Origin of the sequence: Streptomyces sp. NPDC059906 (assembly GCF_042730645.1) — a bacterium.
GTDB lineage: Bacteria > Actinomycetota > Actinomycetes > Streptomycetales > Streptomycetaceae > Streptomyces > Streptomyces rubrogriseus.
Map to the genome: position 1 here is coordinate 16,315 of NZ_JBHWKU010000041.1, position 25,076 is coordinate 41,390.

The following is a 25,076-nucleotide window of genomic DNA, read 5'->3' on the forward strand; positions in this document are numbered from 1 at the left end:
GGATGGAGCGCCACTGGTCTCCGATCTCGCTCAGAGTCGGGACGAGACCGAGAATCGGACTCGTGCAGAGGCCGGACCCACGGATTGTCATGCCGTGATCCTTGCGGGGGGGGGGAGTACGGCCGTGACGGTACTCCCGGCTCCTCCCGGTGTGAAGTGATCCGACTCTGGAGTCGGATCACTTCACACGGCGGGTCTTCAGCTGCCGACGGCTCGCAGGTGACGCCCTGCCTGGCCCCGGTCCTCGAAAATGGCAGGGGCGAGCCGGAAGTGCTTGACGCTGTGCCCGGTTCGGCAACCGTCGCTGTTCAGGCGCTGATGCTGGGTAGTTGCTGTCCAAGCCGGTACTAAGGGTGGGATGAGTGATCAACAGAACTTAGAAGCGGCCTGGAGACGCCTCACTGCCTGGCTAGAGGTGAACGCGCCGGTTTCCTACGCATCGCTGCTGCCCGGCGCCCCGGAAGTGGCCATTGAGTCAGCGGACTCGACACTGAAGCAACATCTGGGATTTCCGCTTCCTGCTGAGCTGGCCTCACTGTGGCGGATATGTGGTGGCGTGGAGCACCAGGAGCTCGAGGACGACGAGGAGGGCGAAGTCGGTTCGGGGGCGCTTCTTCCCGGCGGGGTGATCATGTCCCCAGTGGACGCGCTGAGGCCCCGGTTGCCCGAACGCACCGGCCCCGACTGGTGGGGCGGTGCCCCGGTGGTGCCATGGCTGACCGGCGACGAGGCAGGGCCCGAATCCGGGCACTGGGTGGGCGATATCGGTGTGGGCCGGTGGACCTTGGACAGCTTGATCGACGTCGGGCAGAAGGCCGCGTACCCGTCGATCGCCGCCTACCTGGATGCGGTCTACCGCACGCTGACCGACGGTCCGGCCGACGCGATGGACTCGCGCCTGCCGGGAGTGGTGTGGGGGTGCTTGACCTGGGACTGGCCTGAAGCACCGCTGCTGGACGAAGCGTTGCCGCACTGGACACCCATCCACTGACTCTGCCGCTGGACCTGGCTCTTACGGGTAGCCCATGGTGCAGATGACCTCCGGGGTGGAGGTACTGCATCCGTTGAACCAGGTCAGCGAGCCGCCCGGGGTGACCCAGCACTCGTCCTTGTCCAGGAGCCGCATCCCGGGTGCGAAGGTGTTGCCGAAGCCGCTCATCGCGCCGGAGTTGATGTACTTCGACATCGACGACCGCCCGCAGGTCTCATCGCAGGTGGGCGGATCGTAGCGGGTGTCGTCCAACAGGTGATCGCTGCCGTCGTCGGTCTCGGCCGCCACGGTCTGGATGCACTCGCCACCGCCGTTCTTGCCGACGGGCATCCGGCCGGCCCGCCGCGAAGGGGAACTCGTCGCAGGAGATCTGGTCCGGATACGGTCCGCCCTGGATCTCCGGGTGCATCGCCGTCTTCGGGTGGGTGAGGAACGGCTTCTTCGGGGTCCACCCGTCGGTGCGCTCGGACTGGCTCTTGGCGCACACTCGCCGCGAAGGGGAACTCGTCGCACGAGATCTGGTCCAGATACGGTCCGCCCTGGATCTCCGGGTGCATGTTGTGTGGTTGCCGCAAGCTGGCGGCACTTGGCGCGTTCGACGTGGCGCAGCAGCAGGTCGGCGAACTGCACGATCTCCGCTGCCTCGATCGGGGCGTCGAAGTCGACGGAAGTGCTTGGCCATCTGTTCGGAGGGCTGGCGAGGTCGCGGTGGATGTGGGTGAGCGCGGCGCCGGCGTGCGGAAGGTTGGTGGCCAGGGCGTGGCGGGCCTGGTGGGCGACGTAGGCGCCGCCGAGGTCGGGCCGGGCGATACAGGTCCTGAGGCACTGGTTGAGGGCGGTTCCAGGTGACCGCCGAGCTTCCCCCTCCATCCGTGACAGCCGGGTCACCCTCCGCCTCTGACCGAGGAGAGAGTCCCGATGACCATCCGATGTCCGGCGCCGACGGCCTCACCGCGACCTGAGCCGTCTGTGCCGACCCCGCCCTGCACGACACCCGTGTCCGACGGCATCCGCACGGTGGCCGCCGGAGACGCGCTGCTGTCCCCGGTGACCACCCGCGCGAGGGAGCGCAAGGGAGCGCGAGGTGACGGTGCTGGTCTCGAACGGGCAGCGGGCCACGAGATCGCCGAGCAGCTCTTCCTCGGCCCGTTGACCGTGCGCACCCACGTCCAGCGCGCCAGGACCGAGCTCGACGCCGCCCGCAGTCGGGCCCAACTGGCCGCCATCGTCTACCGGGTGGGGCTCGTCCGGCATCCGTGGTGAATCGGACAGCTCCCCAGACGGAGCGACGTCAGTGGCCATGCCGGCGGTGAGCAGGACCCGGTTCGGTCCCGGGTTCGGTACGGCATCATGGGTCTGCCAGGGCAAGCCGAGACTCTCCCCACGGAGCGGAATCCATGCGCCAGAAGCTCGCCATGCGCCACCCAGGCATCGTCGTCGCCCTCCTCGCGCCGGGTGTGGCACTGCTGTTGGCCGGGTGCGGGAACGACGGTTCGGACGAGTCCGGCGCGGACCGGCCGAGCGCGACCCGGACGTCGGCGAGCGCGGCCTCGACGCCCGCACCGGATCCGGACACCACGCCTCCGACCGGGAGTTCGGGCCCGTCGGCCCCGCCCACCGGCGAGGACCCCCCGGCGGACCCGGCACCCGACGCGAGCGACCTGGTCGACGACGCGTTCGACGCGGCCCGCGTCGCCGCCCTCCAGAGCGGCCTGCGCTACATCGATCCGGCCCTCGGCACCCCGGAGGACCTGGCCAAGGCCGACGCCCAGTGCGCCGATCTCCAGCGGAACGTGGCCGAGCCCGACCGGGTCGCCGCGCAGCGGTTCAGCACCGGGGACCACAAGGTCACCGAGGCCAACGGCAAGCGGATCAACACACTGCTGAGCAACACCTACTGCGGCCGGTGAACGCGGGCGCGGTCCGGGACATCCGTACAGGTCCGGGTACGGGTCAGTTCTCGGGGGGGGGCGGCAGCGGGCTGCCCGCGGTGTCCGCGCGCGGCTCGTGGAAGGCGGGCTCGGACCGGGCCGCCCGGCGCAGGTGTTCGGCGAGCGCGGTGGTCGCGGCCGACGTGGCACGGTCCTTGACGCCCCGGGCCAGGAGGTGGTGGCGGCGCGCCCAGGGTTCCTGCAGTTCACGGACGTCGAGGGTCCGGCGGGGGTCGACGGCGCGGCGCGGTACGACGGCGAGCCCGACGCCGGCGGCGGCCAGGGAGACGAGGACGTTCAGGTCGGCGACGGTGGTGCGGTAGCGCACGGCCGGGGCGTGCGGCCCGAGGCGCCGCTCGATCCAGCGCCGCAGCGACGCGTCGGCGTCGAGGCCGACCAGGGGGTGCTCGGCGACCTCGCGGTAGCTCAGCGCGGTCCGTCCGGCGAGGATCCCTCCGGCCTGGCCGATCACGACGAGGGAGTCGTCGCCGAGGGGTTCCAGCTCCAGGCCGCAGTCCCCGGCCTCGTGGTCGAGGACGACTCCCAGGTCCGCCTCGCCGTCGGCGAGCATCCGGACCGTCTGCGGGGTGCGGCTCTCGAAGACCGTGACGTCGGTGTCCGGGTGGGCACGGAGGAACGAGACCAGGGCCTGCGGCACGAGCCGGTGCATCGCCGAGCCGCCGCTCAGCAGCGTCAGCGCGGTCGTCGGGGACCGCGTATAGCTCGCGACGGCGCTCTCAGCCGTGCCGTCCGGTCGAGTACGTCACGGGCGTGGCGGGCCAGGGTCGTTCCCGCCGGTGTGGGCCGCACGCGCGTCGGCCACGGATCGGCAGGGCCACCCCGGCGTGGTGTTCCAGCGAGCGCACCCGGGCGCCGGCCGAGGGCAGGCTCAGGTGCATGCGGTGGGCGCCCGCCGTGATCGACCCCTCGGTGACGATGTGGAGGAACAGTCACAGGTCGTCCAGGTCGTAGCGCACCTCGCCAGCTTAGGGCGGCTCGAACCGCGGACCGTGGCGAGGCACCGCGCAGGCCTGCGCCCAGCCTGCGGCCCAGCCTTAGGCTCCGTACGTCGATTCCGCATTGTGGAACCGCGCGGCCGCGGGAGACGCTCGGCGAGTGATCGAGGTTTGCCTTGTCCTGCTGACCGGTGTCGCCGCCGGGATCCTGAACGCCGTCGGCGGCGGCGGCACGTTCGTCGCGCTGCCCGCGCTCGTCGCCTTCGGTCTGCAGCCGGTGACGGCCAACGCGGTGTCCCGGGTCGCGCTCGTGCCCGGTGTCGTGGCCAGCGCGTGGGTGTGCCGGCGCGAAGTCGTTCGGGTCGGGCCCGCCTCGACGAAGGCGCTGACCTGGGTGAGTGTGGCCGGAGGTGGGGTCGGCGCCGGGCTGCTGCTGGTGCTGCCCGCGTCGTCGTTCGACGCGGCGGTGCCGTGGCTGCTCGCCTTCGCCACCGCGATGCTCGCCTTCGGCCAGCAGCTTTCCCGCGCGTTGGCCGGGGCGCTCGGCCCGCCCGTCGGCCTGGGCCCGGGAGGCGTGCTGTGCGGTCAGTTCGTCCTCGCCCTGTACGGCGGATACTTCGGCGGAGGCGCGGGCATCGTGATGACGGCCCTGTGGAGCATCGGTCTCGGCCTCGACGCCGCGGTCAGCAATCCGATGCGGATCACGCAGCTCGCGGCCGTCTACCTGAGCGCGACGGTGCTGTTCCTCGTCGCCTCGGACGCGCTGAGCGCTTCGCTGCTGCTCACCGTCATGCTGGCCGGCGCCGTCGCGGGTGGTTTCGCCGGCGCCCACCTGGCCCGTCACCTCCCGGCCCGGCTGCTGCGGGGTTGCCTCCTGACGACAGCCGTGATCACGACCGTCCTGTATTTCCTGCGCGGCTGACGACACCGCAGGCCGCACGCACACACTGCCGACCCTGGAAGCGGAGGCGACCGGCATGACCGACAACGGAGCGCAAGTGGGGGCGGGGGCGGCCGCGCCCCTCACGGACACGGCACGGACGAGGCTGCTGATGGCCTGCGCGGCGTGCGACTTGGCCGACCTCGCCCGTGCCGCCGTCCCGGTCGGCGCGCACGAGATGAACCCCGACGGCACCAGCCGAGAACCGGGCGCCGTGCTCACCGACGCCGCCCGTGTACTCGCCGCCGCGCACCGCTACCTGGAGGCGGCCGCGGTCTACGAGCGTGTCGGCGGCGCGGACTGGCGGCTCGTCGGGGACAGCCTCAACGTGTCGCCCCGTGCCGCCCGCGTGCGCTTCGCGCCGGCCGAGGCGGTCTTCCGGGCGGAACTGCGCTCCCCCGCCGACGCGGACGGCCTGCGCGCCCACATGCTCGCGGAGCCGCCGGAGACGGCCCTCGACCTGGACGACTGGGTACGCCGCCACCAGGACAGCGACGTCGGCCTGGGCACCGCACCGGTCTCAGGGGGCCTCCTGCCCAGCGAGCCCGTTGCCGGCCCGGGACGGGAGAAGGGCCGACCCCGCGCGGCACGACCGGTCTGATCACGCCGTCAGCCGCCACAGGGACGTGGTCTCGGCGCTCCGCGCGTCGTGGAGCGGGTCACCCGTGTCCCGGGAGCGGGGGTGCCGGGGCCTGGTGCCGGTCCGGTCCACCACCCGGAGGCCGGCTGCCCCGACCGCGTCGAGGAGGTCGCGACGGGTGCGCAGGCCGAGGAGTTCGGCCAGGTCGGACAGGACGAGCCAGCCCTCGCCGCCGGGCCTGAGGTGGGCGGCGAGTCCGGCGAGGAAGCCGTGCAGCATGGTGCCGTCCGGGTCGTAGACGCCCTGCTCGACGGAGCTGGTCGGCCGGCCCGGCAGCCAGGGCGGGTTGCATACGACGAGGTCGGCGCGGCCTTCGGGGAACAGGCCGGGGCGCCGTACCTCGATACGGCCGGCCAGTGCGAGCCGATGGGCGTTCTCCCGCGCGCAGGCCAGGGCGCGGGGGCTGATGTCGGTGGCCACGACGCGGCCGAGTCCACGGCGGGCCAGGACCGCAGCCAGGACACCGGTGCCGGTGCCGAGGTCGAACGCCGTACCGCTGCCGGGAGCGCGCCGGAGCGCCGGTGGCAGCGGTGCGTGGGCGACGAGGTCGACGTACTCGCCCCTGACCGGGGCGAACACTCCGTAGCGGGGGTGGATGAGGGTGCCGAGCGCCGGTACGTGGACCCCTCTCGCACGCCACTGGTGGGCGCCGATCACGCCCAGCAGTTCCCTGAGCGAGACCGCCACGGGTCCCTGGGCAGGGCCGTAGGCGTCCAGACACGCCTGGCGGACGTCGGGGGCCCGGCGCAGCCGCAGGGTGTGGTCGTCGTTCAGCAGCACCAGGAGCTTGCCGAGGATCCGGGCGCGGTGACCGTTGCCGCGCCGGTGCAGGTGGAAGGACTCGGCCGGGGTCGCGCCGGGTCCGGGCGGCTCGGGGCGGATGCGCCGGCCCATCGCCACCAGCAGTTGCCGGGCGTTGTGGTAGTCGCCCTGCCAGAGCAGGGCCGTTCCTTCGCGGGCCAGCCGGCAGGCGGCGTCGGCCGTCGTCCGGTCGTCGGCGAGGACCGTGCGCAGCGGCGGCGGGAAGGTGCTCTCGGAGTGCCAGCGGGCGGATCGGTGGGTGGGGCCGTCGGCCCAGTGGATGGCGGACCCCACGTACTCCTCGTGGTCGAACGTGCGGGGACACGAAGAGCACTTCGACGAGGAGCAGGCCGAACCCACGCCGGTCCGCGGGACGGGCGTGTGCGGTGGGGCAGGGGGGCGTCTACCGCTCTCGCGTCGAAGCGCGCGAGCGGACGTCCCACACAACCATGCCGGGCACCACCATCGGATCCAGCCCTTTCCTGAGGAGGGACAGCAGGTTCGCACGGTGCGTGCAGCCTGCCAACCGATATATCGGCCCTTCTGCCCTTGAGCGCCGCGGCACATCGCCCTCGCCACCGCCAAGTGACGGTGCGCGGGCCGCCGCACTCGCCTGGTGTGCGAGCGCGCCCCCGGCCGGGCCGATACGCGGCTGATACACGGCCGAGCCGCGCCGGATGCCCGCAGGCGACGCGCGACCGGCAGAATGCGAGCAGTACGAGGTCAGGGGCGCCGTGCGGGATTCCCCGGTGGGCGACGGGAAGAGAGGTCGGGCTCAGTGAGCGAGGAGGACGCTCCGGCGACCGTGACGATCCTGCTGGTCGAGGACGACGAGGTCATCCGCAGGTCGGTCACGCTCGCGCTGGAGCGCTACGGCTACCGGGTGGTGTCGGCCGGTGACGGTCTGACCGGGCTGGAGCTGTTCCGGGAGGGCCGCCACGACCTGCTGCTCCTGGACGTGATGCTGCCCGGCCTCGACGGCATCGGGCTGTGCCGGCGGATCAGGGAGACCAGCATGGACCCGGTGCTGATGATGTCCGCGCGTGGTGACGCCCTGGACGTGGTCTCCGGTCTGGAGGCGGGCGCCGACGACTACGTCGTCAAGCCCGTCGACACCGCGGTCCTGGTGGCCCGCATCCGCTCGCTGCTGCGGCGGGCGGTCTACACTCCCGCCGCCTCCGGCGCGGCCCCGGCCGCCGCCGAGGGCCGGGGGCGGCCGGAGCGGTCCGGTGCCGACGGGCGTGAGCTGCTGGTCTTCGGCGACCTGACCGTCGACACCGCGGGCCTCGAGGTGTCGCTGGCGGGACGACCCGTCGCGCTGGCGCCGACCGAACTGCGGCTGCTGCTGGAGTTCGCCGCGCACCCCGGCACCGTGCTCGACCGGCAGACCCTGCTGCGCAACGTGTGGGACTACGGCTGGGACGGCGACAGCCGCGTGGTCGACCTGTGCGTGCAGCGGCTGCGGAAGAAGATCGGCGCCGACCGGGTCGAGACCGTCCGCGGGTTCGGCTACAAACTGCGGCGCTGACGTGGACGCCGTACGCGACCTGCTCAACTGGCGTTCCCTGCGCTGGAAGACCTGTCTGCTGGTCACCGTGTGCTGCTGTGCCGTCGCGCTGACCATCGGGACCCTGGTGCACTCCAGCACCCTGGCCCGGTCGATGAACGACGGGGCCGCCGAGGCCACCGCGGCACTCCGCACCGGCCTGGACGCCTACGAGCGGGACGGCGTCCCGTCCCCGGGGCTCCACCTGGTGCCGGGCGAACTGCCGCAGGAGTTGCTGAACCGGCTCGACGACCGGCGCGACAAGCGGCAGGCGCCGGAAGCGGAGCGCGGCGCGGTCACCTGGTACGAGGAACCGGGCGCCGGGGACCACCCCTCAATGTGGGCGGCACGCCTCTACCGCGGCAAGCCGGTCGCCGCGGAGATCGACATGACGTCCGACCTCCTCACGCGCCGTGCCCTGGACCGGCACATGTGGAAGTACTCCCTGCTCGCCCTGGCCTTCGTCGTCCCCGTGTCCGCGCTCGCCGCCGAACTGCCCTACCGCCGGCTGCGGCGGGTGGCGCGCACCACCCGCCGGATCACGGACGGCGACCTGACCGCCAGGACCGGAGCCGGGCGCGGCAACGACGAGATCACCGCCATCTCGGCGACGGTCGACTCGATGGCCGACAGCCTGCATCTGCGGCTGCTCACCGAGCAGCGCTTCACCGCGGACGTCGCGCACGAACTGCGGACCCCGCTGATGGGCCTGGTCACCGCGAGCGAGTTGCTGCCCGAGGGGGAGGCGACCGGCCTGGTCCAGGACCGGGTGCGGGTGCTGCGGGCCCTGGTGGAGGACCTGCTGGAGATCTCCCGCCTGGACGCGGGCGCCGAACGGGCCGAGCCGAGAAGGGTTTTGCTGGCCGACGCGGTCGCCGAGTCGGTGGAACGCACCGGGCTGGACACACGCTTCGTCACGCGGGACGCCCTGTCCGCCGAGACCGACCCGCGCCGCCTGGACCGGATCGTCACCAACCTCGTCGTCAACGCCCACCGGCACGGTCGTACGCCCGTCGAGGTCACGGTCGCCGGCACCACGGTGACCGTGCGGGACCACGGCCCCGGTTTTCCGCCCGCGCTGCTGGCCGAGGGGCCCCAGCGGTTCCGCACCGGCACGCCGGAACGCGGCCGGGGGCACGGCCTGGGCCTCACCATCGCGCTCGGCCAGGCGCAGGTCCTCGGGGCGTCGCTGTCGTTCGCCAACGCACCCGACGGCGGGGCCGTCGCCACCCTCGGGCTGCCCTCGGACGCCGCACGGCCGATACACAACGGATGACCGGCCGAGCGGGAGCGGCGACACGGCCACGGCCGTGCGGACATCCCCCTCGCCGAGAGTGGCCGCGATGCGCGAACGACGCGCACCGCGTCCCCTGGAGGTGCTCCCGTGCGCCCAGTGCCCGAACCCGGCGAGCGTGACGGTTTTCCCACCCCGCCGTCCCCCTTCCGCCCGCGGCGACGCCCGGCGCTCCTCGCCACCGGCGCGAGTGCCCTGGTCACCCTGGTGACCCTCGGCAGCGTCCTCGCGGCCCGCGGAGCCGCCGACGACGCGCCGTCCGCGACGGGCCCCGGCGGCGGACGGCCCGGCACGTCCCTCACCGCGTCGCTGCCCTGGCCACAGGAGGGTCAGGCGGCCGTCCTGGTGGAGGGGATCGGGCAGCAGGGCACCGCCGCGGTCCACGGGCCACGACGGCCGGTGCCGATCGCCAGTGTCACCAAGGTGATGACGGCCTACGTGATCCTGCGCGACCACCCCCTGCGCGGCGACGCCTCCGGCCCCCTGGTCACGGTGGACGCCGAGGCCGCCGGCGAGTCCTTCTCCGGCGCGGAGTCCACCGTGGAGGTCCGGCCGGGACAGCGGCTGAGCCAACGCCGCCTGCTGGAACTGATGCTCGTCCCCTCCGGCAACAACATCGCCCGGCTGCTGGCCCGTTGGGACGCCGGGTCGCAGGAGGCGTTCGTCGCCCGGATGAACCGCGCCGCCGACGACCTCGGCATGGACGACACCACGTACACGGGAGCCAGCGGCATCGAGTCCACCACCACGAGCACCGCCTCGGACCAGTTGAAGCTGGCGCGACAGGTCATGCGCGACGAGGTCTTCAGGTCCGTCGTAGCCCTGCCGCGCACGGCCCCGGCAGTGGGTTCCGCGACGATCTCCAACAGCAACGAACTGCTGGCCGCACCAGGTGTGATCGGGATCAAGACCGGTTCCAGCACGCCCGCCGGGGGCGCGCTGATGTGGGCGGTCGACGTCGCGGACCGCACCGGCCGACGGCATCTCGCCCTCGGTGTGGTGCTGCACCAGCGCGCCGGTACCAGCCCGCAGGAGGGCCTGCACGCCGTCTTCGACACCAGCCGCGCCCTCGTGGACGAGGTACGGCACCGCATGGCCGCGATCGTCCCTGCCCGTGCCCCTGCCCCTGCCCCTGCCACGGACACCGGCTCGGACACCGACGCCCCGTCCGGAACCCGGTGAGACGACCTTGACCGCAGTTCTCGACACCTCCCCCGCCCCACCGCAACCCCCCGCGCCCCGGCCGCCGCGCCGCCGCGTCTCCCCCGGCGGACGCGACGCACTGGCCGCCGCCCTCGTCGCCCTGGCCGCCACACTCCTGATGCTGGGCCACTCCCTGATCCCCGACCGGCCCGGACACCTCGGCAGCCTCACCGAAACCTTCCTGCCCTGGACCGGCCTCGTCGTGCCACTGCTCCTCGTGTGCGCCGCGATCCGCCGTTCCGCCGTCGCCGCCGCGACCGTACTGCTGCCCGCCCTCGTGTGGGGCCTGCTGTACGGCGGGACGCTGACCGACAAGCAGACGAGCGGCGGTGACCTCACCGTGGTGACGCACAACGTCAACGAGCACAATCCGCGCCCCGCGCGCACCGCCCGTGCGCTGGCCGAATCCGGCGCCGACGTGGTGGCCCTGGAGGAACTGGGCGACGCGTCGGTGTACGAGGAGGAGCTGGCCGCCGATTACCCGTACCACTCGGTGCACGACACGGTGGGCCTGTGGAGCCGCTATCCGCTCACCGACACCCGGGCCGTCGACATCGCCCCCTGGCCGCGTGCCCTGCGCGCCACGGTCCGCACACCCAAGGGGCCCGTCGCCGTGTACGTGGCGCACCTGCTGTCGGTCCGGTTCAGCCCCACGGCGGGATTCGGCACGGCCGCCCGCGACCGCGCCGCCGGTCTGCTCGCCGAGGCCCTGCGCGCCGAAACGTTGCCGCGCGCCCTGCTCGTGGGCGACTTCAACGGCACCACGGACGACCGCGCCCTGTCCGCGCTGACCTCGCCGATGCGCTCGGCGCAGGAGGTGGCGGGAGCCGGATTCGGGCTGAGCTGGCCGGCGGCGTTCCCGCTGGCCCGGATCGACCACATCCTGCTGCGCGGCATGGAGGCATGCTCGGCGTGGACCCTCCCGGCCACCGCCAGCGACCACCTGCCGGTGGCGGCGTCCGTGCGGTGGTAGCGGCGGCGGGGCCCGTGGCGGTGACGGTGGAGCACTGGTTCACGGCGCCGGGGTCATCGCGGTCTCAGATCCACCGCAGCGTCCCGGCGGAGGACGCCGAGGTGGCGCCGAGAGCCTGCCCGGCACCCGTGGCGGGGCGCAGGGCCGCACCTGCGCTTCGGACAGTGGGCACCGACAGATGAATCCCTGGTGGGGCACCTTGTCGGCGGTGATGTCGGCGATCCGGCCGATCGCGTGCCCCGCCTCGGCCCCCGTCGCGTAGGCTCGTCAGCGGGGTGGGGCGTAGCGCAGAGGTCGACGCGCGCGGTCTCCAAAACCGCGAGGACGCTGGTTCGAATCCAGCCGCTCCGCCCCGTGCGCCGCCCTCCGCCGGGCAGGGCTCGCGGGATCCGGCTCGTCAGAGGATGAAGACGCTCTGTGCCAGCTCGGTGCGGTAGATCTCGCCGGGATGGACCAGCCACTCGACCTGCCCGGTGCAGCCGGGGCCGCGGTGGACCTCGGCGATCGCGTCGGTGTGGTTGGCCACGGACGAGGGGTAGCGGTCGATCGGATAGCAGCCGCTGGGGTCCTTGTGCGTCTGACCGTTGATCACCAGCGTGCCTTCGGCCGCGGTGGCCGATGTCGTCACGCCCAGCACAAGTGTCACGGCCGCACCGGCGGTTCCCACAGCCATCGCCATGCGTCGGATTCGCTTCACGCGTGTCCCCCTTCGTTCGCCGCGGTCGCACGGTGCGAGCCGCTCCACGGCACAAAGGTGTCCACTCGCTACGCGATGTATTCGGGCGGGAAGGGTGGTTGGGCCGGGATCGGTCAGGTGCCCAGGTACTGCCTGATGAGTTCGTACGAGCGGACCCGGTCGCGGACGTCGTAAACGGGTGTGGTGAGCATCAGTTCGTCGGCCCCGGTCTCGTCGGCCAGGTGGGCCAGCCCGCGGACGACGGTGTCGGGGGTGCCCACGGCCTGCTGGGCCCGGAAGTCCTCCAGGGCGCGCAGTTCCCCGGCCTCGAAGGAGTGCGCGGCGGCCTCCGCGGGCGTGGGGAAGGGCAGGTCGCCGACTCCCTTGAGGAGCCCGGCCTTGACGACGTTCATCGGGCCGCGGAGCCGTTCGGCCTCTTCCGCGCTCTCGGCGCACACCGTCTCCACGCAGAGGAGCACGCGGGGCCGGTCGCACCAGCGGGAGGGGGCGAAGGCGGAACGGTAGTGCTCCAGTACCGCGGAGGTGTTGTCCGGGCGGATGTGGTGGGCGACGGCGACCGGCAGCCCGAGCCGGGCGGCCAGGGCGGCCCCGGCGGGGCTGGACGCGAGCAGCCACGGCTCGGGCAGCGGGCCGAGTGCGACCTCGTCCACCAGGAGGGCGAGGATCGCGGCCACGTCCGCCTCGTACTCGGAGTCGGTCGTGGGTCCGGCGCCTCGGCGCAGGGCTCGTGCGGTGGCCTCGTCGAAGGTGCCGGGGCCGCGGCCGATGCCGAGGTCGATGCGGTCCTCGTGCAGGGCGGCCAGGGTGCCGAACTGCTCGGCGACCGTGATGGGCGCGTGGTTGGGGGCGAGTACGCCGCCCGAGCCCAGGCGGATCACCGCTGTGGAGGCCGCGGCGTGCGCGGTCAGCACGACGGGCGGGAAGGCCCCGATCGCGGGTGAATGGTGGTGCTCGGCGTACCAGATGCGGTGGTAGCCCAGGCGTTCCAACTCCCGTGCGAAGGTGGCGGTGTCGCGCAGGGTGTCGACGGCCCGGGTGCCGGTCTGGACCATCGCGACCTCGAGCGCGGAGAGTGGAATGTCGATCACGTCCGCCATCATAGGAACCGGCCGGGCCGGACGAGGGATGCGTGAGCCCGTTCCCGCCACGGGACGAGTCCGTCCGTCCCCGCGGCCGCGTACCGGGACGGATGCTTCCTGGCTCCGGCGGCATCCTGGACGGCAGGTCCAAGCCGACCATGACACATCACTGACGTGTCCTGCGGGAAAGCGGTGCCACCTGGCAGCAGCCCTCCGACCGGGAGAACCTGCCGTCCCTGTCCCTGTCCCTGTCCTTGTCCCTGTCCGTGCGTCGCGAGGACCTCGACACCCGCTACCCGGGACTGCGCAACGCCGTCATCGAAGGCGCCCGGCTCGACGACGACTCGGACCGCGCCTCCGCACCGTCCTGGCCGGGACCGCGCTCCCGCGCTGCGCGCCCTCCGCCGCCGTGCGCCTTGCCTCACGACTGCCCGCCGCTCCGTTCCTGCCCACGGGAACGTGGAATGCTCCTCGGCCGGACATCGCCACGTGGGAAGGCCGAAAGGTGTACGTACGTGGTCGAGTCGGTCGGCGGGGCCCCGCTGTCGATCGTGGGGCAGTACATCGAGCAGCAGAACCGGCCCGTATGAGCGGAGGCCGACAGTGCGGACCCGTGCACACGGCGTGGGTCAGAGCAGCACGCATGTGACTGAGCGTTTCAACTGACGAGTGGGCGTTGGCCAGGCACGAAGGGTTGGCCGTGAAACTGGCTCTGCCCGCAGTTCCTTGAACGGACATATGGCCGGGAGCGAACGTGCCGCATGTGGCACCCTGACCGGATGGTAGAGAGCGACCGGGAACGCGGATTAGAGGGCTGGATCTGGAGCGAGAACGTCCAGCCCTTCTTGGCTCTTTTGGCGCGTTACGCCAACTATGACTTCGATGGCACCGACTGGCAGGTGGTCGAACTCGGTCTTGAGACCACCGATGATCAGCACCCGGACCGTTGGTACAGCTATCCCCTCGTCGGATCGGACCATCACCTCGAAGTGCACCTTGCCAAGGCTGTGGGTGGCGATGAGGTATCTGTCCGCGTGGCGGGAACTTCCAACCCTGAGCTGCTGCTGAGGACGGACACCCTGATATCGGCCTTTGCCACCAGGCTCGTCGTATGAGGCAAGGGTGGGTCGCAGCCCTCATGGTTGGGTGAGAATCCGGGTCCGGAGGAGGGCGAACGAGGCTCGGCCATACATGGCCCGCTTCAGTATCTTCACCCGGTTCACGTTTCCTTCGGCGGTTCCGGATCTCCAGGGCAGGGTCAGGCCAGCAGTCACTGCGTCGAGGTCCTGGCCGAGGAAGACCGCGAAGCCCTTCATGGGCTTCGGTGCCTCCGGCTCGGCCGGCCGGATCCACTCCAGCAGCAGGTATCCGCGCCGGTGACGGACTATGTCGGCGAACCCCCGAGCGACGTCGCAGACCCTGGTGATGTCCAGGAAGGCGAGCCGGACTTGAAGGAGTCGCCCGTCCTGGCTCTCAGTGAGCGTCTCCCGGGCCGTATGATCCACGAGGTGGTTTCCCGGAGGGCTCGCGGTGTCGGCCTGGACCGGTTCGGCGGTGCCCGCTCGAAGGGCAGCGAGGTGTTTGCGGACGATCTCCCTCGCTCACGGTCGCTGACCTGGGGATTCACGGAACTGCGGACAGAGCCAATTTCAAAGAACCCTGTCAGTGAGGTTGCCAGCCTCTCGGCGGTGGGACCTTCTTCGACAAGCTACAGGTCATGCACAGCGGATCGGGCGGTGGAAACGAAGGTCAGAACAGACTGCCAAAAGGGGTCGTAGCACTTGGTCAAAGGCGGCGGAGGCGTTCGCCTCGCCTGCGATAGACGCCTCAAGAGCGCGGTATGGAGGGCGAGTCGTGAGCCTGAGATTCTCCGCGGCTGTGGCGACATCGTCGGGCCCTTCCAGGTTGATCACCCATATGAAGTGGCGGAGCTTGCCGTACTCCTCACGGAGATTGGCCCGGACCTCTTTCAGAGCGGGCACCTGATCAGTGCGCGAGTCGCTTGATCCATGAATATCTGTAATCTCCCAGTACAACTCCGCCATCTTGTGTGCCTGCTCGATGAGGCTCACGTAGGCGGATCGTCTTGCTTCACTCACCCGGACGGTGCGTTGGGACCTCTCGACCGCGTTGGCCTGGATCTGTGCGGCGCGGGCAGTGCCGCGGCTGGTGACCCAGCTGGCGAGCACGGCAGTGGCGGCGGTCAGTGATGAGATCCAGATGGCTGAGTAAGTCATGCCGATGAGCATTCCCCCGCATGGGCATGACGACGACACCTGTATCCGAGGACCGGGTGCGGCTGCTCGCGATCCAGCCACGATGTGGGAACATCCAAACTCAGAATCGCTTCACCACCGCGCTGAAGCCCGGTGCACTGCGATGAGATCCGGTAGAGCGCCAGTGCTGTGATCGCATAGGTTCGCCGGGTTGGCCGTGTACTGCTCAACTCCGCGCCGATCCAGTGCTGATGATGCGTGGAGATCGGTGCAAGGTGACACCTTCCTGATCCATACTCTGTGGCGGCAGCGTCGGGGAGGGCATGTCCTTGCAGCACAGCAGTGGGATGACACGAGCAGTCGGGCGAGCAGCGGTCGTTGCCGTTGCCGCTGTCCTGATGAGCAGTTGTTCGTCGGACGATCCAGCGCAGGCCAAGGAGCGACAACGGGATTACTGCACCAAGCTGGGGACCTGGCAGGACACGGCGCACGCCACGACAGCCGGCGATCCGGACGCCGATGCCGGTGACGGACAGGGTGTCCAGTCGCCCGAGTTCGACACCACCGGGTCGGCAGGGCATGCGGTCATCGAGGCCTCGAAAAGGCTTGAGCGGGCAAGCCCGGAACACGGTGGTACCGGCATCGTCGATGACACCGTCAACGCGGTCGGCGGCGACATCGGGGCTGAGGGTCGTGCAGTGTCCTACTGCGACAGCTCAGGCTTCGAGACCTTGGTCAGTTCGGCGGGCTAGTGTTGTGAGCACATGAGGGTCACCGGGTCGTCGGCGTGAAGCACAGCTCGACGCGGTTCTTCTTCGCCCATCGACGGATCTTGTCGCCCTTGTGGGCGGACAGATTGACCAGGATGACGTAAATCGGGGCGCGGTCCGGGCACGCGTCCCGATCGACCTCAGTGCGGTCGTGGCCGACGGAGTGGCAGCCGTGGAAGTACCGGACCCCGTGTGTGCGGTGGCAGGTCGCGGGATGGTGCTCGGGGCGACCGGCGGGAGCCCAGCCGGCTCCGGCGGTGGGGCGGATGCCGAGCGCCGGCGTCACGCTCGGGGTCGGGCGACTCCTTCCGGGTCCTGGTGCGCTGGAAGGTGACGCCGCGGCGGGCGAGCAGGCACCGTAATGCCTCGCGGCCGACCCGGATCACACGGCCGTGCACTCTCCGCGGGTAGGCGGCGAATTTGCGGATGGACCAGCGGGTGAAGGGCTGGCCGAGCTTGGTCGGGCGGACGGTGTCCTCGTCGGCCTGGACCAGCTGGCCGATCACCGGGACCCTGTTTCCGCCGGCCGAGGCCAGCAGCATCATCGCGCGCCGGTATCGCACCGAGCTGGTGCTGCCCCGGCGCACGAACTGCTGCAGCTTCTGCCCCTCCTGGTCGGTCAACCTGCGCACACGGACAGGCTCAGCCACCACACCCCAACGGTCGGATCGGACGTCTCCGGACATCCAACCGCTGGAACCGCGATCCGGCGAACCTTCCCGGTCAGAGCGCTAGATGTATGAGGGGCGGACGTTGGCGACGACTTCTCGCAGTCGGGATGATGGTGGCTGGCCGCCCGCACCTGAGTGTGGTCGGTGGTAGTTGTAGTGGATGTTCCAGACCTCGATTGCAGCTGAGCGCGCATCCTCGCTGATGAAGTCCCGGGCGTAGAGCAGTTCTTCGGCCAGGCTCCGCTGATGGCGATCCACCTTGCGGTTGTGTCGAGGTGTGTAGGGCTTGGTCCTCTGATGCCGGGACTGCTTGCCCACGATCCGGGCGAAGTCTCCGGAGCGGTAACACGCGCCGTTGTCGGTGACGACGCGGTGGATGTGGGTGATGCCGTGGGCGGCGGCCTTGGCTTGGTCACTGTTGCGGCCGTGGATGCGCCATCCGCCGCCGTCGGTTGACCCATTTCGACGCGCACGCCCGCGAGATTCCCGTCTCGGCGGCCACGTGTGCGATAGGCCGGTTCTTGCATCGCTCGACCAAACGTCGTCGTCCTTCAATGCTGAGCGGCGCGTTCGCATGGGTCATGCCTTGCCCCCGCCGGAGCGGTTTGCCAGCACGCAATTCACAGTGGTCTCCCGGTCGGTTCAGACGTCTGCGGTCAAGGCAGACAGGAGGGACTGGTCCGATTCTGCTTCTGACGCGTCATCGGGTGCACCGCGTCGCAAGTACGGGCTGGCCAGGGCGGGCAGGATGGCGGCGATTGCCAGGATCGCCAGGCCGATCCCGAGGACGACCGGTGCTCGCAATCCGTGCAGCGGGATGAGCGCGGAGCCGACAGCAGACCCGATGATGACGCCGAGGGTGATGAACGAGCCGTGGATCGTGTTCACCAGTGGTGCGGTGCTTCCTGCACGCTGGATACGGACGGCCATGGCGGGGTTCATGGTGACGCCGACCAGGCCGATGCCGAGCATGAACGCCAGCGCCAGTGACGGAATGTCGGTGAAGAGCGCGAAGCCGGTGAGAAAGAGGGCATTCAGCGCGGTGCCGAACAGCAGCGTGGAGATCGTGTGCTTGTCGGCCAAGCGGCCGACGACGAGATTCCCAACCAGGGTCGCCGCTCCGTAGACGAGCAAGAGAACGGGCACGAGGCTGTCCGAGAAGCCGGTGACTTCGGTGAGGACCGGGGTGAAGAAGCTGAATGCCGAGAATGTCGCTCCGATGATGAGCGTGCTGGAGGCGAGGGCGAGCAAGAACTGTGGCTTTCGCAGCACAGCCAAATCCGAACGGGTCGATGCGGCGGGCTCAACACCGCCGCCGGCCGGCGCGGCGGGGTTCGACACGAAGGCCAGCGTCAGGATGGCGGCGACCAGGGTGATCGCTGAGATCGTCCAGAACGCTGCCTGCCAGCCGAACCGGCCACCGACGAAGATCGCGAGCGGCAGGCCGAGCAGAGTCCCGAGCATCAGCCCGTTCATGACGACAGCGACCGCCCGTCCGCGCACCCGCTCGTCGACCAATTGGACGCCCATCGAGACCGAGATGCCGAAGAACGCCTGCGCGGCGGCCCCGCTGATGATCCGGGCGAGGACCATCATCGGATACCCGGTCGCGAGCGCTGCGATGACGTTGCCGACGAGAAAGATCGCGAAGATGGCCATGAGCGCGCTCTTCGGCGGAACCTTGAGCAGGGCATAGGTGAGCAGTGGGCCTCCGATGGCCATTGCGACGGCGAAGATCGTCACGAGGTAGCCGATCTGCGGGATCCCGGTGACGAGGCCTTCCGCGAGCTGGGGCATGAGGCCTGCGACGGTGAACTCGCTGGTCACCATCGCGAAAACCCCTGCGGCGAGGACGTACACCGCGGGTGGGACGGCCTTCTTCACGGCTGGTGCCGTTGTTGTGCTCAAGGGAGAGCCTCTTTCTGTACTCAGTTATCCAAACTTCAGACATGAAGAAGCGCCGCCGGGCAGCGGTGCTGTCAGTGCAGGAGGGAACTCAATCCGGCCAGGGCGATCCGGCGGAGCGTCTCGACGTCGACGCCGGTCTGCGCGGTTACGCGCAGGCCCGAGATGACGGTACTGGCGAGCACCGCCCCGTCGTCGGGATCTACGCCTTTGGTGATCGACCCGTCGATTTGACCGGCCCGGATCGCTCCGGACAGAAGGGAGAGCCTCGCGCGTAGGTCGTGGTCGAGGATCCGGCCCACGCGCTCGTCCCGCTCACGCAAGTCCGGGTTCATGAGGCTCTGTACAACCATGCAGCCGGCCGCGTGGCCGCGGTTCGCCGCCTGCAGCTCCTCGTCCACTATGACGTCGACAAGGGTGCGCAACCTCTCCGCGCCCGTCAGCTCCTCGTCGGCGAGGATCATCGACTGGCGCGCTCCGGTCGTCGCGACGTAGTGCTGCAAGGCCCGCACAAACAGCTCATCCTTGGAGGTGAACGCGTTGTACAGGCTGCTGCGCCGCACGCCCGCCGCCTCGCAAAGCTGCTCGGTCGAGGTCTCCGCGAAGCCGTGCACGCGGAACTCACGCGCCGCGGCGTCAAGCACTGCGCTCTCGTCGAACGTGCGTGGTCTGGCCATGAGGCGAACCTAGCACGTTTTGGATGACAGAATCCATAACGTCTGCTTCGAAGCCCGAGACGCCTCGCCGACCGTCACCAACCTCCTGCCCCGCAACAGCTAGAGGCCGAACTCGAGGTGCTCGATGTCCGTGAACCGGACCTCTTCCAGGCTTCCGGCGCGGCGGCCGCTGTCCTGGAAGTAGACCTCCTTGAGTGCTTCGGCGGCGATCTGCTGGAGCTGCTCGTCGCCGGCGCCCCGCTCCTGGGCGTCGAAGAGGCGGGCGGCGTACTGGGGCGGCAGGGCGACGGTCAGGTGCCGCAGGCGGCTCTCGTCCGTCGTACCGACGGGCGCGGTGTAGCCGATCCTGGCGCGGGTGTCGATGACGATGCCGTTGGTGGTCGCCGCCGTCCGCCGTGCCCTGGCACGGACCTGCGGCTGCCACCGCTTCTTCACCTCGGCCTCCAGGCGCGCGGCGAGGTCCGGACGGGGTTTCTTGATCTGGTCCTTCACGTACCGCTCGACGGTGCGCTGCGAGATGCGCAGCATCTGGGCGACCGCTCTGGTGCCCTTGAGCTGTCTGACCAGGTACCGCATCTGCGCGGGCGCGCTCTTGGGCGCCGGGCGGGTGAACGCCTTCTGCACCGCGGCTTCCAGGCCGTCCTCGAACATGCTCATCGTCGTCTGCCTACTCCCCGGAGTCCTGGTCGGTGACGGTGCCGTCCTTGATGTACCGGGCGAGGTTCAGTTCGGGGGCGTTGAACCGGTCGCGGACCTCTTCGCCCCACAGCACGCTCTGGGTGCCCTCGTGCTTGACCAGGCCCGGGTTGATGCCGAGTTTGAAGCCGCCCGGCAGCGGTTTGCCGTCGCGGTAGGGCAGGAAGTCCAGCGGCGACGGTCCGTCGGAGGCGTAGACGGCGCAGTCGGAGAGGACCGCCACAGGGTACTGACCGGTGAAGGCGGCATGCTTGACGATCTTGCGGTGCATGTTGATACGGGTCCGGGAGATGACGGCGGCGCGGATGTCCGGGCGCCAGGTCGGCCGGGCGAGGGCCCGCCACGGCTCACCGGGTCTCCAGCCCCCGCCCCGGGGGCGCTCGCGCAGCTTGCCGATACCGCCCTTCACGGTGGCCTTGACCGCGGACACCACGATCGCCAGCTGTGGGTCGCGCTGCCGGTAGCCGTCCATCGCCCTCAGGAATTCCTCCGGCGACAGGTCCGCGCCCACCGCGAGGTCGGCCATCGTGGCGAGGTAGGCGTCGCGCAGCCGGTTGTACCAGGCGTCCAGGTAACGCCCGTTGTCGTAGCGCACCCATGCCTCGACCGGGCGCACGTCGTAACCCAGCTCCACCGCGTACGCCACGGTCGGCGTGGCGTACCAGGCCGGGCCCTCGGGGCGCTCGCCCTTGGGCGTGAACGGGCTGGGCAGCAGACTGGCGTCCAGGTCCGCCCACTTGTCCTTGCCGACCTTCACCCGGGACAGCTCGACGTGGGACAGGTCGACCAGCCACGAGCCGGGCAGCTTCGCATCGAACACCGGCGCCTTCACGTACGTCGGCGCGCCGAGGCCGACGGCCAGGCCATTCGCGCCCGCCGCGAAGGCCATGTTCACGTCGATGCCGACCAGGTACCGCAGGGTGCACTCGGCATCCGTCATCGGCCGCGCCCAGTCGTACGCCTCCTCGAACAGCTTCTCCGCCGGGCCGCGCACATGAAAGCGCGGCAGATCCTTCAGGACCGGGTGCCCGTCGGGGGCCTCGCACGGCGCGCAGTCAACCGGGTCCTTGCCCAGCGAGCCAGGGTTGTGCTCGGAGTGCCGCTTGCCCGTCGCGTCCGGTGCCGAGGCGCGCGTCGGCGGATGCAGCGCGGTCATCAGCTCCAGGCCGGTCACCGCGGTCGATCCGCGCGGTGTCATCACCCGGGCCGCGTACGTGCCCAGCACCCGAGCCAGATCCGCCGGGGGCAGTTGCCCGGCGTCGGCCCAGTGCCGGGTGTCCAGCGCGTCCCAGGACGGAATGCACAACTGCACGCATGCCCGCTCCGAGCCCTGCGCGGGGCGGTAGATCCTCGCCCACGGCCCGAGCCCGCGCTTGGTCAGCTGCCAGTCGGCGCGCGTCAACTGCTTGACGACCTTGTGGCCCTCCGGGATCCGGCCGGCCAGTCGCTCCTCCTCGGTGAGCGTGACGGGCAGGCCGTAGTACTCGCACGCGGTCTCGGTCAGCACGATCAGCGGGTCGGCGTCCTTGCCCGGCCCGGACAACTTCGGTTGGCCGAGCCGCCCTTCGCGGAGCGTCCACTCCACCAGGGCGGGGAACGACTTCGCGGGTACGTCGAGGACCAGGCCGCCGATGCAGTACGCCAGCACCTGGCGGTCCTCGACGTCGACGACCGCCAGCGGCCCGTGCTCGAACCGCGCGTCGGCGCCGCCCGCCGGTGTGCCCGCGGATGCGGCCCTCGTCGTGGCCGGACGCGGCGGTGCGGAACGCGGCGATGTCGGACCCTGCGATGCCGACCGGGTCGTGGCCGCCGAGCGCGGTACGGGCGCGGCGCGGTGCGTTCCCGTGGGCTCGGTGAGCAGGGTGGGCTCGGCTGCCGGCGGCGCGGGAGTGACCGGAACGGCAGAGGACTCGGGGGTCGCGGTGTCCTCGGGGGGCTTCGGAGCGGGGGCGGGGTAGAGCTGGGCGAGCTGCTTGAGCATGCGGGCGTAGGCGTCGCGCTCCGGCGGCCGGGGCTCCGTCTTGCCGGCCTCCCAGCCGCTGACCGTCGCGCGCCGCACCTGCAGTGCGGCGGCCACCTCGTCCAGCGTCAGACCGTGCGCCTGACGCAGCCGCCTGCGTTCCGCGGGAGGCGGCAACGGGGAACGGGACGCGACGAGCGCGTCGATCCGGTCGAACAGCTCGGACATACGACACCTCCTGCACGCACGCTAACATGGAGCGCACATTTCGCGTACCAAGTGCGTACGGATCCCGTAAACGGGCCGAACCTGCGGCGGGTCTCGTCGACGCGACTGGGCCGGCTCCTTCCGCTGCACCGTGCCGGCCGGAGCGGTGTCCGTCCTCGGATCGGCCCGGGGGATCCGGCTGTCGGCAGCCCGCAGCCCACAGCCGCGCGTGTCGGTGGCCCTGCGGGCGCTACACCAGATCCTCGCTGCGGAGTCTGTTGCGTATGGAGCGGGACAGGTCCGGTCTCATGGCGCGCCTGGCGGCCTGGAGGGCTCGCTGTGCCGCGCGTTCCGCGTGGCCGCGCCGCCCGGAGCGGCCGAGGGCCAGTGCGAGGGCCAGCGCGGCGGACGCCCGACCGGCGTAGTCGTCCGCGTCCGCCGCCGCCTCCTCCGCCCGGGTGGCGGCGTCGATCGCCTCCGACTCCCGGCCGAGGTTCAGCAGCCCGTGGGCGAGCAGGGCGCGGGCCTGGGACTCGGCCGACCGGTCCCCCTCGCCGACGAAGAGGCGAAGAGCGCGCTTCAACGCCTCCACGGCCGGGACGTGTTCGCCGAGCGCCGTGTAGGCCGCGGACAGGTTGACCAGGGTGCGTGCCAGGTCTTTCGGCCGCTCCAGTTCCTCGTAAGCGGTGACGGCCTTCGCGTACAGCCGGACCGCGCCCAGGAGGTGGCCGGCGTGGTGGCACAGCTCGGCGAAGTGGCTCAGGGTGGCCGCGGCATGCTCGGCGGAGCCGAGGCCCTGCCACGCCGCCAGGGACAGCGAGGCCGCGCGCTCCAGGTGGTCGCGCAGGTGGCGCAGCCGATCCCTGATCTCCAGCGCGGCGTACGCCGTGCGGTTGGCGGTCTCCGTCAGCTGCCGCCAGAGGTGCTCCAGCCGTGCGGCGTCGGTGTCCGTGCTCCCTGCTGCGCACAGCAGCGCTTTGAGGGCCACGTCCAGGCGGCTGAGGGCTTCCGGGATGCGGTGGCGCCGGACCCAGTGACGTGCCTTCACCAGATGGGTGAGGGCAACCGAGAGGTGGTCTCCGCTGCTGCCGGCCTGGGCGAGCGCCAGCCGCAGGGGTCTGGCGACCATGTAGTCCTCGAGTCCGGCCATGGACGCCGTACGGGCCAGCTCGTGCAACAGCGGCACGGCGGCGAGCTTGTCGGTCCCGGGCAGTTCGGCGACGGCGCGGCGCACGGTCTCCCACAGCGCCGTGAGTTGCTCGTGTGCCGCGCCGTCGGCAGGGTCCAGCGACCGGCGCAGCGACTCGGCGGAGAGCGCGAGGAGTTCTCCGGCCCGCGCCGACCCGCCGTGTGTGTTCAGCCGTACGCCCAGTTCCCAGGCCCGGCCCGCCAGGGCCCACGGTGTGCTGTGGACGTCGTCCGAGGAGGACGCGACGTCCGCCATCCGGGCGGCGGCCTCCGCCAGCTCCGCCGACTGGCCGCGATGACGGTGGACCTGTGCGACGGCGTCCAGCATGCGCAGCGCGGCGTCGACGTCGTCGAAGGTCGCCGCCGTCCCGGCCGCGGCGTGGAGATTGGGCAGCTCCCGGTCGAACCAGGCCAGCGCCTCCCGCACCCGGGGATCGTCCGGGGGAAGTCCCTCGCGAAGCGCCTGCGTGACTGCCGTGGACTTCGTCGCGTAGTGGTTCAGCAGCCGTTCGGAGGGCTCTTGCTGGTCGTCCTGGTCACGTGCCATCAGCTCGATGGCGTAGTCGCGGATGAGGTCGTGCTGGCGCCAGGCGCCGGCGGCCACGTGCTCGATCATGTGCGACCGGGCCAGTCCGTGCAGCAGCAGCCGCGCCTGGTGGGTCCGGGAGCCGAGGAGTTCGGCGGCGCTGTCGATGCCGAAGTGCGGGCCGGGGTGGAGCGGCAGCAGGCGGAACAGCCGGGCCTGGTCCGGTGCCAGTCGGTGGTACGACAGGTCGAAGGCGGCGCGCACGCTGCGCTCCCCGTCGTCCAGCAGGTCCAGCCTGCTGTGCGCCCGGGCCAGTTCGTCCGCCAGCTCGGCGGGGGCCAGCCCCGGCGCGCCGGCCAGCAGCGCCGTCACGATGTGCAGCGCCAGGGGCAGGTGCCCGCACAGCGCGCACAGCCGTCGCAGGCCCGTCAGGTCGTCGCCGTGGACGCGGTCGTCCCAGGCGGACAGCTGCTCCAACTGCCGTCTGACCAGCGTCAGCGAGTCCTGTCCCGCCAGCGTCCGCAGGTCGAGGGTGCGGGAGCCCCTGACGGTCAGGGTGTGCCGTGAGGTGATCACGACGCGGTGTCTGCGTGAGCGGGGAAGCAGGTCGGCGACCTGGGCGCTGGTGGACGCGTTGTCCAGCACGAGCAGGACGCTCCGGCTCTCGGCCGCGAGGGAGTCCAGCAGGCGGTGGTACCGCACGGCCTGGTGGCGCGGGTCGACCCGGTCCCCGGCACCGTCGTCCAGGGCGTGCAGCAAGGGCCCGTACGTCTGGTGCGGCTGGATCCGCTGCTCGGGCTGGAGCGCGTAGCCGTTGAGGTCGACGAAAACCGCACCGCCGGGGAACCAGCCCCGGGCCACCGCTTCCGCCGCGCTCACCCTGGCCAGCGCGGTCTTGCCGATCCCGGCGAGCCCCGACACCGCCGACACCACCATCATGGCGGTCGCCTCGTGGCGCGGGTCGAGTACACCGAGCACGGATCCGATCTCGTCGTCCCGGCCGACGAAGACCTCCCCGACCGCCTCGGCGGTCGGCTGGAGCCGCTCCACCAGTACGATCGCTTCCGGTGTCGGCGCGTGGTGGTGGACCTCGGTGATCCGTACGTCGCGGGCGGCCTGGACGACGCTGCCGCCCGCGGACGCGCGAGCGGTCATCCGGACCGCCGGGGAGGTCTCCGGCTGACCGGTTCTGTCGGACGACGTCACCGC

General features: G+C 71.1%; 24 protein-coding genes, 1 tRNA gene and 2 pseudogenes. 12 read left to right on the forward strand and 15 right to left on the reverse strand.

What is annotated here, in order from left to right; genetic code table 11:
* Positions 1-358 precede the first annotated feature (358 nt).
* A complete protein-coding gene (locus ACFV9J_RS36300) occupies positions 359-991 on the forward strand; it encodes a hypothetical protein (RefSeq protein WP_385361841.1) in 633 nt (210 codons plus the stop codon).
* A gap of 21 nt (positions 992-1,012) precedes the next feature.
* On the opposite strand, the gene ACFV9J_RS36305 is transcribed toward ACFV9J_RS36300, so the two are convergent.
* Positions 1,013-1,321: a hypothetical protein gene (locus ACFV9J_RS36305; RefSeq protein WP_385361842.1), complete on the reverse strand. Its 309-nt coding sequence runs from the start codon at positions 1,319-1,321 to the stop codon at positions 1,013-1,015.
* Positions 1,322-1,987: 666 nt separating this feature from the next.
* Between ACFV9J_RS36305 and ACFV9J_RS36310 the strand changes: the two genes are divergently transcribed.
* Both ACFV9J_RS36310 and ACFV9J_RS36315 read left to right on the forward strand, forming a co-directional pair.
* A complete protein-coding gene (locus ACFV9J_RS36310) occupies positions 1,988-2,254 on the forward strand; it encodes a hypothetical protein (protein WP_385361844.1) in 267 nt (88 codons plus the stop codon).
* A 134-nt stretch (positions 2,255-2,388) separates the two neighbouring features.
* A complete protein-coding gene (locus tag ACFV9J_RS36315) occupies positions 2,389-2,901 on the forward strand; it encodes a hypothetical protein (protein WP_385361845.1) in 513 nt (170 codons plus the stop codon).
* A 43-nt stretch (positions 2,902-2,944) separates the two neighbouring features.
* On the opposite strand, the gene ACFV9J_RS36320 is transcribed toward ACFV9J_RS36315, so the two are convergent.
* A complete protein-coding gene (locus ACFV9J_RS36320) occupies positions 2,945-3,592 on the reverse strand; it encodes a LysR substrate-binding domain-containing protein (RefSeq protein ID WP_385361847.1) in 648 nt (215 codons plus the stop codon).
* Positions 3,593-3,659: 67 nt separating this feature from the next.
* Positions 3,660-3,821, reverse strand: a complete 162-nt coding sequence (locus ACFV9J_RS36325; RefSeq protein WP_385361849.1) for a hypothetical protein — start codon at positions 3,819-3,821, stop codon at positions 3,660-3,662.
* Between the two features lie 217 nt (positions 3,822-4,038).
* On the opposite strand from ACFV9J_RS36325, the gene ACFV9J_RS36330 reads away from it, so the two are divergent.
* The gene (locus ACFV9J_RS36330; RefSeq protein WP_385361851.1) at positions 4,039-4,800 is read left to right on the forward strand and encodes a TSUP family transporter; all 762 of its coding nucleotides are present in this window, start codon (positions 4,039-4,041) and stop codon (positions 4,798-4,800) included.
* Between the two features lie 55 nt (positions 4,801-4,855).
* Positions 4,856-5,419 (forward strand): hypothetical protein, encoded by a 564-nt coding sequence (locus tag ACFV9J_RS36335; RefSeq protein WP_385361853.1) that lies wholly within the window; start codon positions 4,856-4,858, stop codon positions 5,417-5,419.
* Here the strand turns inward: ACFV9J_RS36335 and ACFV9J_RS36340 are convergent, their stop codons facing one another.
* Positions 5,420-6,553 carry a methyltransferase gene (locus tag ACFV9J_RS36340; RefSeq protein ID WP_385361855.1) on the reverse strand — a complete coding sequence of 378 codons (1,134 nt, stop codon included), beginning with the start codon at positions 6,551-6,553 and terminating at the stop codon, positions 5,420-5,422. It lies immediately after the preceding gene.
* 511 nt (positions 6,554-7,064) lie between these two features.
* Between ACFV9J_RS36340 and cseB the strand changes: the two genes are divergently transcribed.
* The 5 genes from cseB to ACFV9J_RS36365 all read left to right on the forward strand — a co-directional run bounded on the left by cseB (position 7,065) and on the right by ACFV9J_RS36365 (position 11,626).
* Positions 7,065-7,787, forward strand: coding sequence for a two-component system response regulator CseB (gene cseB / locus ACFV9J_RS36345; RefSeq protein ID WP_385361929.1), 723 nt, complete (start codon positions 7,065-7,067; stop codon positions 7,785-7,787).
* Position 7,788: 1 nt separating this feature from the next.
* Positions 7,789-9,081, forward strand: coding sequence for an ATP-binding protein (locus ACFV9J_RS36350; RefSeq protein WP_385361857.1), 1,293 nt, complete (start codon positions 7,789-7,791; stop codon positions 9,079-9,081).
* 108 nt (positions 9,082-9,189) lie between these two features.
* Entirely contained in the window at positions 9,190-10,281 is a 1,092-nt protein-coding gene (locus ACFV9J_RS36355; protein WP_385361859.1) for a D-alanyl-D-alanine carboxypeptidase family protein, read from the forward strand.
* A 7-nt stretch (positions 10,282-10,288) separates the two neighbouring features.
* Positions 10,289-11,275: an endonuclease/exonuclease/phosphatase family protein gene (locus ACFV9J_RS36360; protein WP_385361861.1), complete on the forward strand. Its 987-nt coding sequence runs from the start codon at positions 10,289-10,291 to the stop codon at positions 11,273-11,275.
* Between the two features lie 276 nt (positions 11,276-11,551).
* Positions 11,552-11,626 (forward strand) — tRNA-Trp (locus tag ACFV9J_RS36365).
* 46 nt (positions 11,627-11,672) lie between these two features.
* On the opposite strand, the gene ACFV9J_RS36370 is transcribed toward ACFV9J_RS36365, so the two are convergent.
* Positions 11,673-11,972 (reverse strand): hypothetical protein, encoded by a 300-nt coding sequence (locus tag ACFV9J_RS36370; protein WP_385361863.1) that lies wholly within the window; start codon positions 11,970-11,972, stop codon positions 11,673-11,675.
* Positions 11,973-12,085: 113 nt separating this feature from the next.
* Positions 12,086-13,060 (reverse strand): LLM class flavin-dependent oxidoreductase, encoded by a 975-nt coding sequence (locus ACFV9J_RS36375; protein ID WP_385361865.1) that lies wholly within the window; start codon positions 13,058-13,060, stop codon positions 12,086-12,088.
* Positions 13,061-13,830: 770 nt separating this feature from the next.
* On the opposite strand from ACFV9J_RS36375, the gene ACFV9J_RS36380 reads away from it, so the two are divergent.
* Positions 13,831-14,166 (forward strand): hypothetical protein, encoded by a 336-nt coding sequence (locus tag ACFV9J_RS36380; protein ID WP_385361867.1) that lies wholly within the window; start codon positions 13,831-13,833, stop codon positions 14,164-14,166.
* A 21-nt stretch (positions 14,167-14,187) separates the two neighbouring features.
* On the opposite strand, the gene ACFV9J_RS36385 is transcribed toward ACFV9J_RS36380, so the two are convergent.
* A complete protein-coding gene (locus ACFV9J_RS36385; protein WP_385361869.1) occupies positions 14,188-14,556 on the reverse strand; it encodes a transposase in 369 nt (122 codons plus the stop codon).
* A gap of 210 nt (positions 14,557-14,766) precedes the next feature.
* Entirely contained in the window at positions 14,767-15,288 is a 522-nt protein-coding gene (locus ACFV9J_RS36390; RefSeq protein ID WP_385361871.1) for a hypothetical protein, read from the reverse strand.
* Positions 15,289-15,590: 302 nt separating this feature from the next.
* Here ACFV9J_RS36390 and ACFV9J_RS36395 point away from each other — a divergent pair, with 302 nt between their 5' ends.
* Complete coding sequence (locus ACFV9J_RS36395; RefSeq protein WP_385361873.1) at positions 15,591-16,019, forward strand: hypothetical protein; 429 nt, start codon at positions 15,591-15,593, stop codon at positions 16,017-16,019.
* Between the two features lie 28 nt (positions 16,020-16,047).
* Here the strand turns inward: ACFV9J_RS36395 and ACFV9J_RS36400 are convergent.
* The 7 genes and pseudogenes from ACFV9J_RS36400 to ACFV9J_RS36430 all read right to left on the reverse strand — a co-directional run.
* Positions 16,048-16,687: pseudogene (locus tag ACFV9J_RS36400) on the reverse strand (IS630 family transposase); the annotation flags it as partial.
* Positions 16,688-16,768: 81 nt separating this feature from the next.
* A pseudogene (locus ACFV9J_RS36405) lies at positions 16,769-17,158 on the reverse strand (integrase core domain-containing protein); the annotation flags it as partial.
* Between the two features lie 192 nt (positions 17,159-17,350).
* Positions 17,351-18,616 carry an MFS transporter gene (locus ACFV9J_RS36410; protein ID WP_385361875.1) on the reverse strand — a complete coding sequence of 422 codons (1,266 nt, stop codon included), beginning with the start codon at positions 18,614-18,616 and terminating at the stop codon, positions 17,351-17,353.
* Positions 18,617-18,687: 71 nt separating this feature from the next.
* Positions 18,688-19,290, reverse strand: a complete 603-nt coding sequence (locus ACFV9J_RS36415; protein ID WP_385361877.1) for a TetR/AcrR family transcriptional regulator — start codon at positions 19,288-19,290, stop codon at positions 18,688-18,690.
* Positions 19,291-19,389: 99 nt separating this feature from the next.
* On the reverse strand, positions 19,390-19,947 hold the full coding sequence (tpg, locus tag ACFV9J_RS36420) for a telomere-protecting terminal protein Tpg (protein ID WP_385361879.1): 558 nt from the start codon (positions 19,945-19,947) through the stop codon (positions 19,390-19,392).
* A gap of 10 nt (positions 19,948-19,957) precedes the next feature.
* Entirely contained in the window at positions 19,958-22,174 is a 2,217-nt protein-coding gene (tap, locus tag ACFV9J_RS36425; protein WP_385361881.1) for a telomere-associated protein Tap, read from the reverse strand.
* A 229-nt stretch (positions 22,175-22,403) separates the two neighbouring features.
* On the reverse strand, positions 22,404-25,022 hold the full coding sequence (locus ACFV9J_RS36430) for an ATP-binding protein (RefSeq protein WP_385361883.1): 2,619 nt from the start codon (positions 25,020-25,022) through the stop codon (positions 22,404-22,406).
* Positions 25,023-25,076 lie beyond the last annotated feature (54 nt).

Coding starts and splice junctions, on each gene's coding strand:
- ACFV9J_RS36395 (WP_385361873.1), top strand. CDS start 15,591: ATGTCCTTGCAGCACAGCAGTGGGATGACACGAGCAGTCGGGCGAGCA.
- ACFV9J_RS36390 (WP_385361871.1), bottom strand. CDS start 15,288: ATGACTTACTCAGCCATCTGGATCTCATCACTGACCGCCGCCACTGCC.
- ACFV9J_RS36380 (WP_385361867.1), top strand. CDS start 13,831: ATGGTAGAGAGCGACCGGGAACGCGGATTAGAGGGCTGGATCTGGAGC.
- ACFV9J_RS36430 (WP_385361883.1), bottom strand. CDS start 25,022: ATGACCGCTCGCGCGTCCGCGGGCGGCAGCGTCGTCCAGGCCGCCCGC.
- ACFV9J_RS36305 (WP_385361842.1), bottom strand. CDS start 1,321: ATGCCCGTCGGCAAGAACGGCGGTGGCGAGTGCATCCAGACCGTGGCG.
- ACFV9J_RS36300 (WP_385361841.1), top strand. CDS start 359: ATGAGTGATCAACAGAACTTAGAAGCGGCCTGGAGACGCCTCACTGCC.
- ACFV9J_RS36325 (WP_385361849.1), bottom strand. CDS start 3,821: ATGCACCTGAGCCTGCCCTCGGCCGGCGCCCGGGTGCGCTCGCTGGAA.
- tpg (WP_385361879.1), bottom strand. CDS start 19,947: ATGAGCATGTTCGAGGACGGCCTGGAAGCCGCGGTGCAGAAGGCGTTC.
- tap (WP_385361881.1), bottom strand. CDS start 22,174: ATGTCCGAGCTGTTCGACCGGATCGACGCGCTCGTCGCGTCCCGTTCC.
- ACFV9J_RS36320 (WP_385361847.1), bottom strand. CDS start 3,592: ATGCACCGGCTCGTGCCGCAGGCCCTGGTCTCGTTCCTCCGTGCCCAC.
- ACFV9J_RS36415 (WP_385361877.1), bottom strand. CDS start 19,290: ATGGCCAGACCACGCACGTTCGACGAGAGCGCAGTGCTTGACGCCGCG.
- ACFV9J_RS36315 (WP_385361845.1), top strand. CDS start 2,389: ATGCGCCAGAAGCTCGCCATGCGCCACCCAGGCATCGTCGTCGCCCTC.
- ACFV9J_RS36335 (WP_385361853.1), top strand. CDS start 4,856: ATGACCGACAACGGAGCGCAAGTGGGGGCGGGGGCGGCCGCGCCCCTC.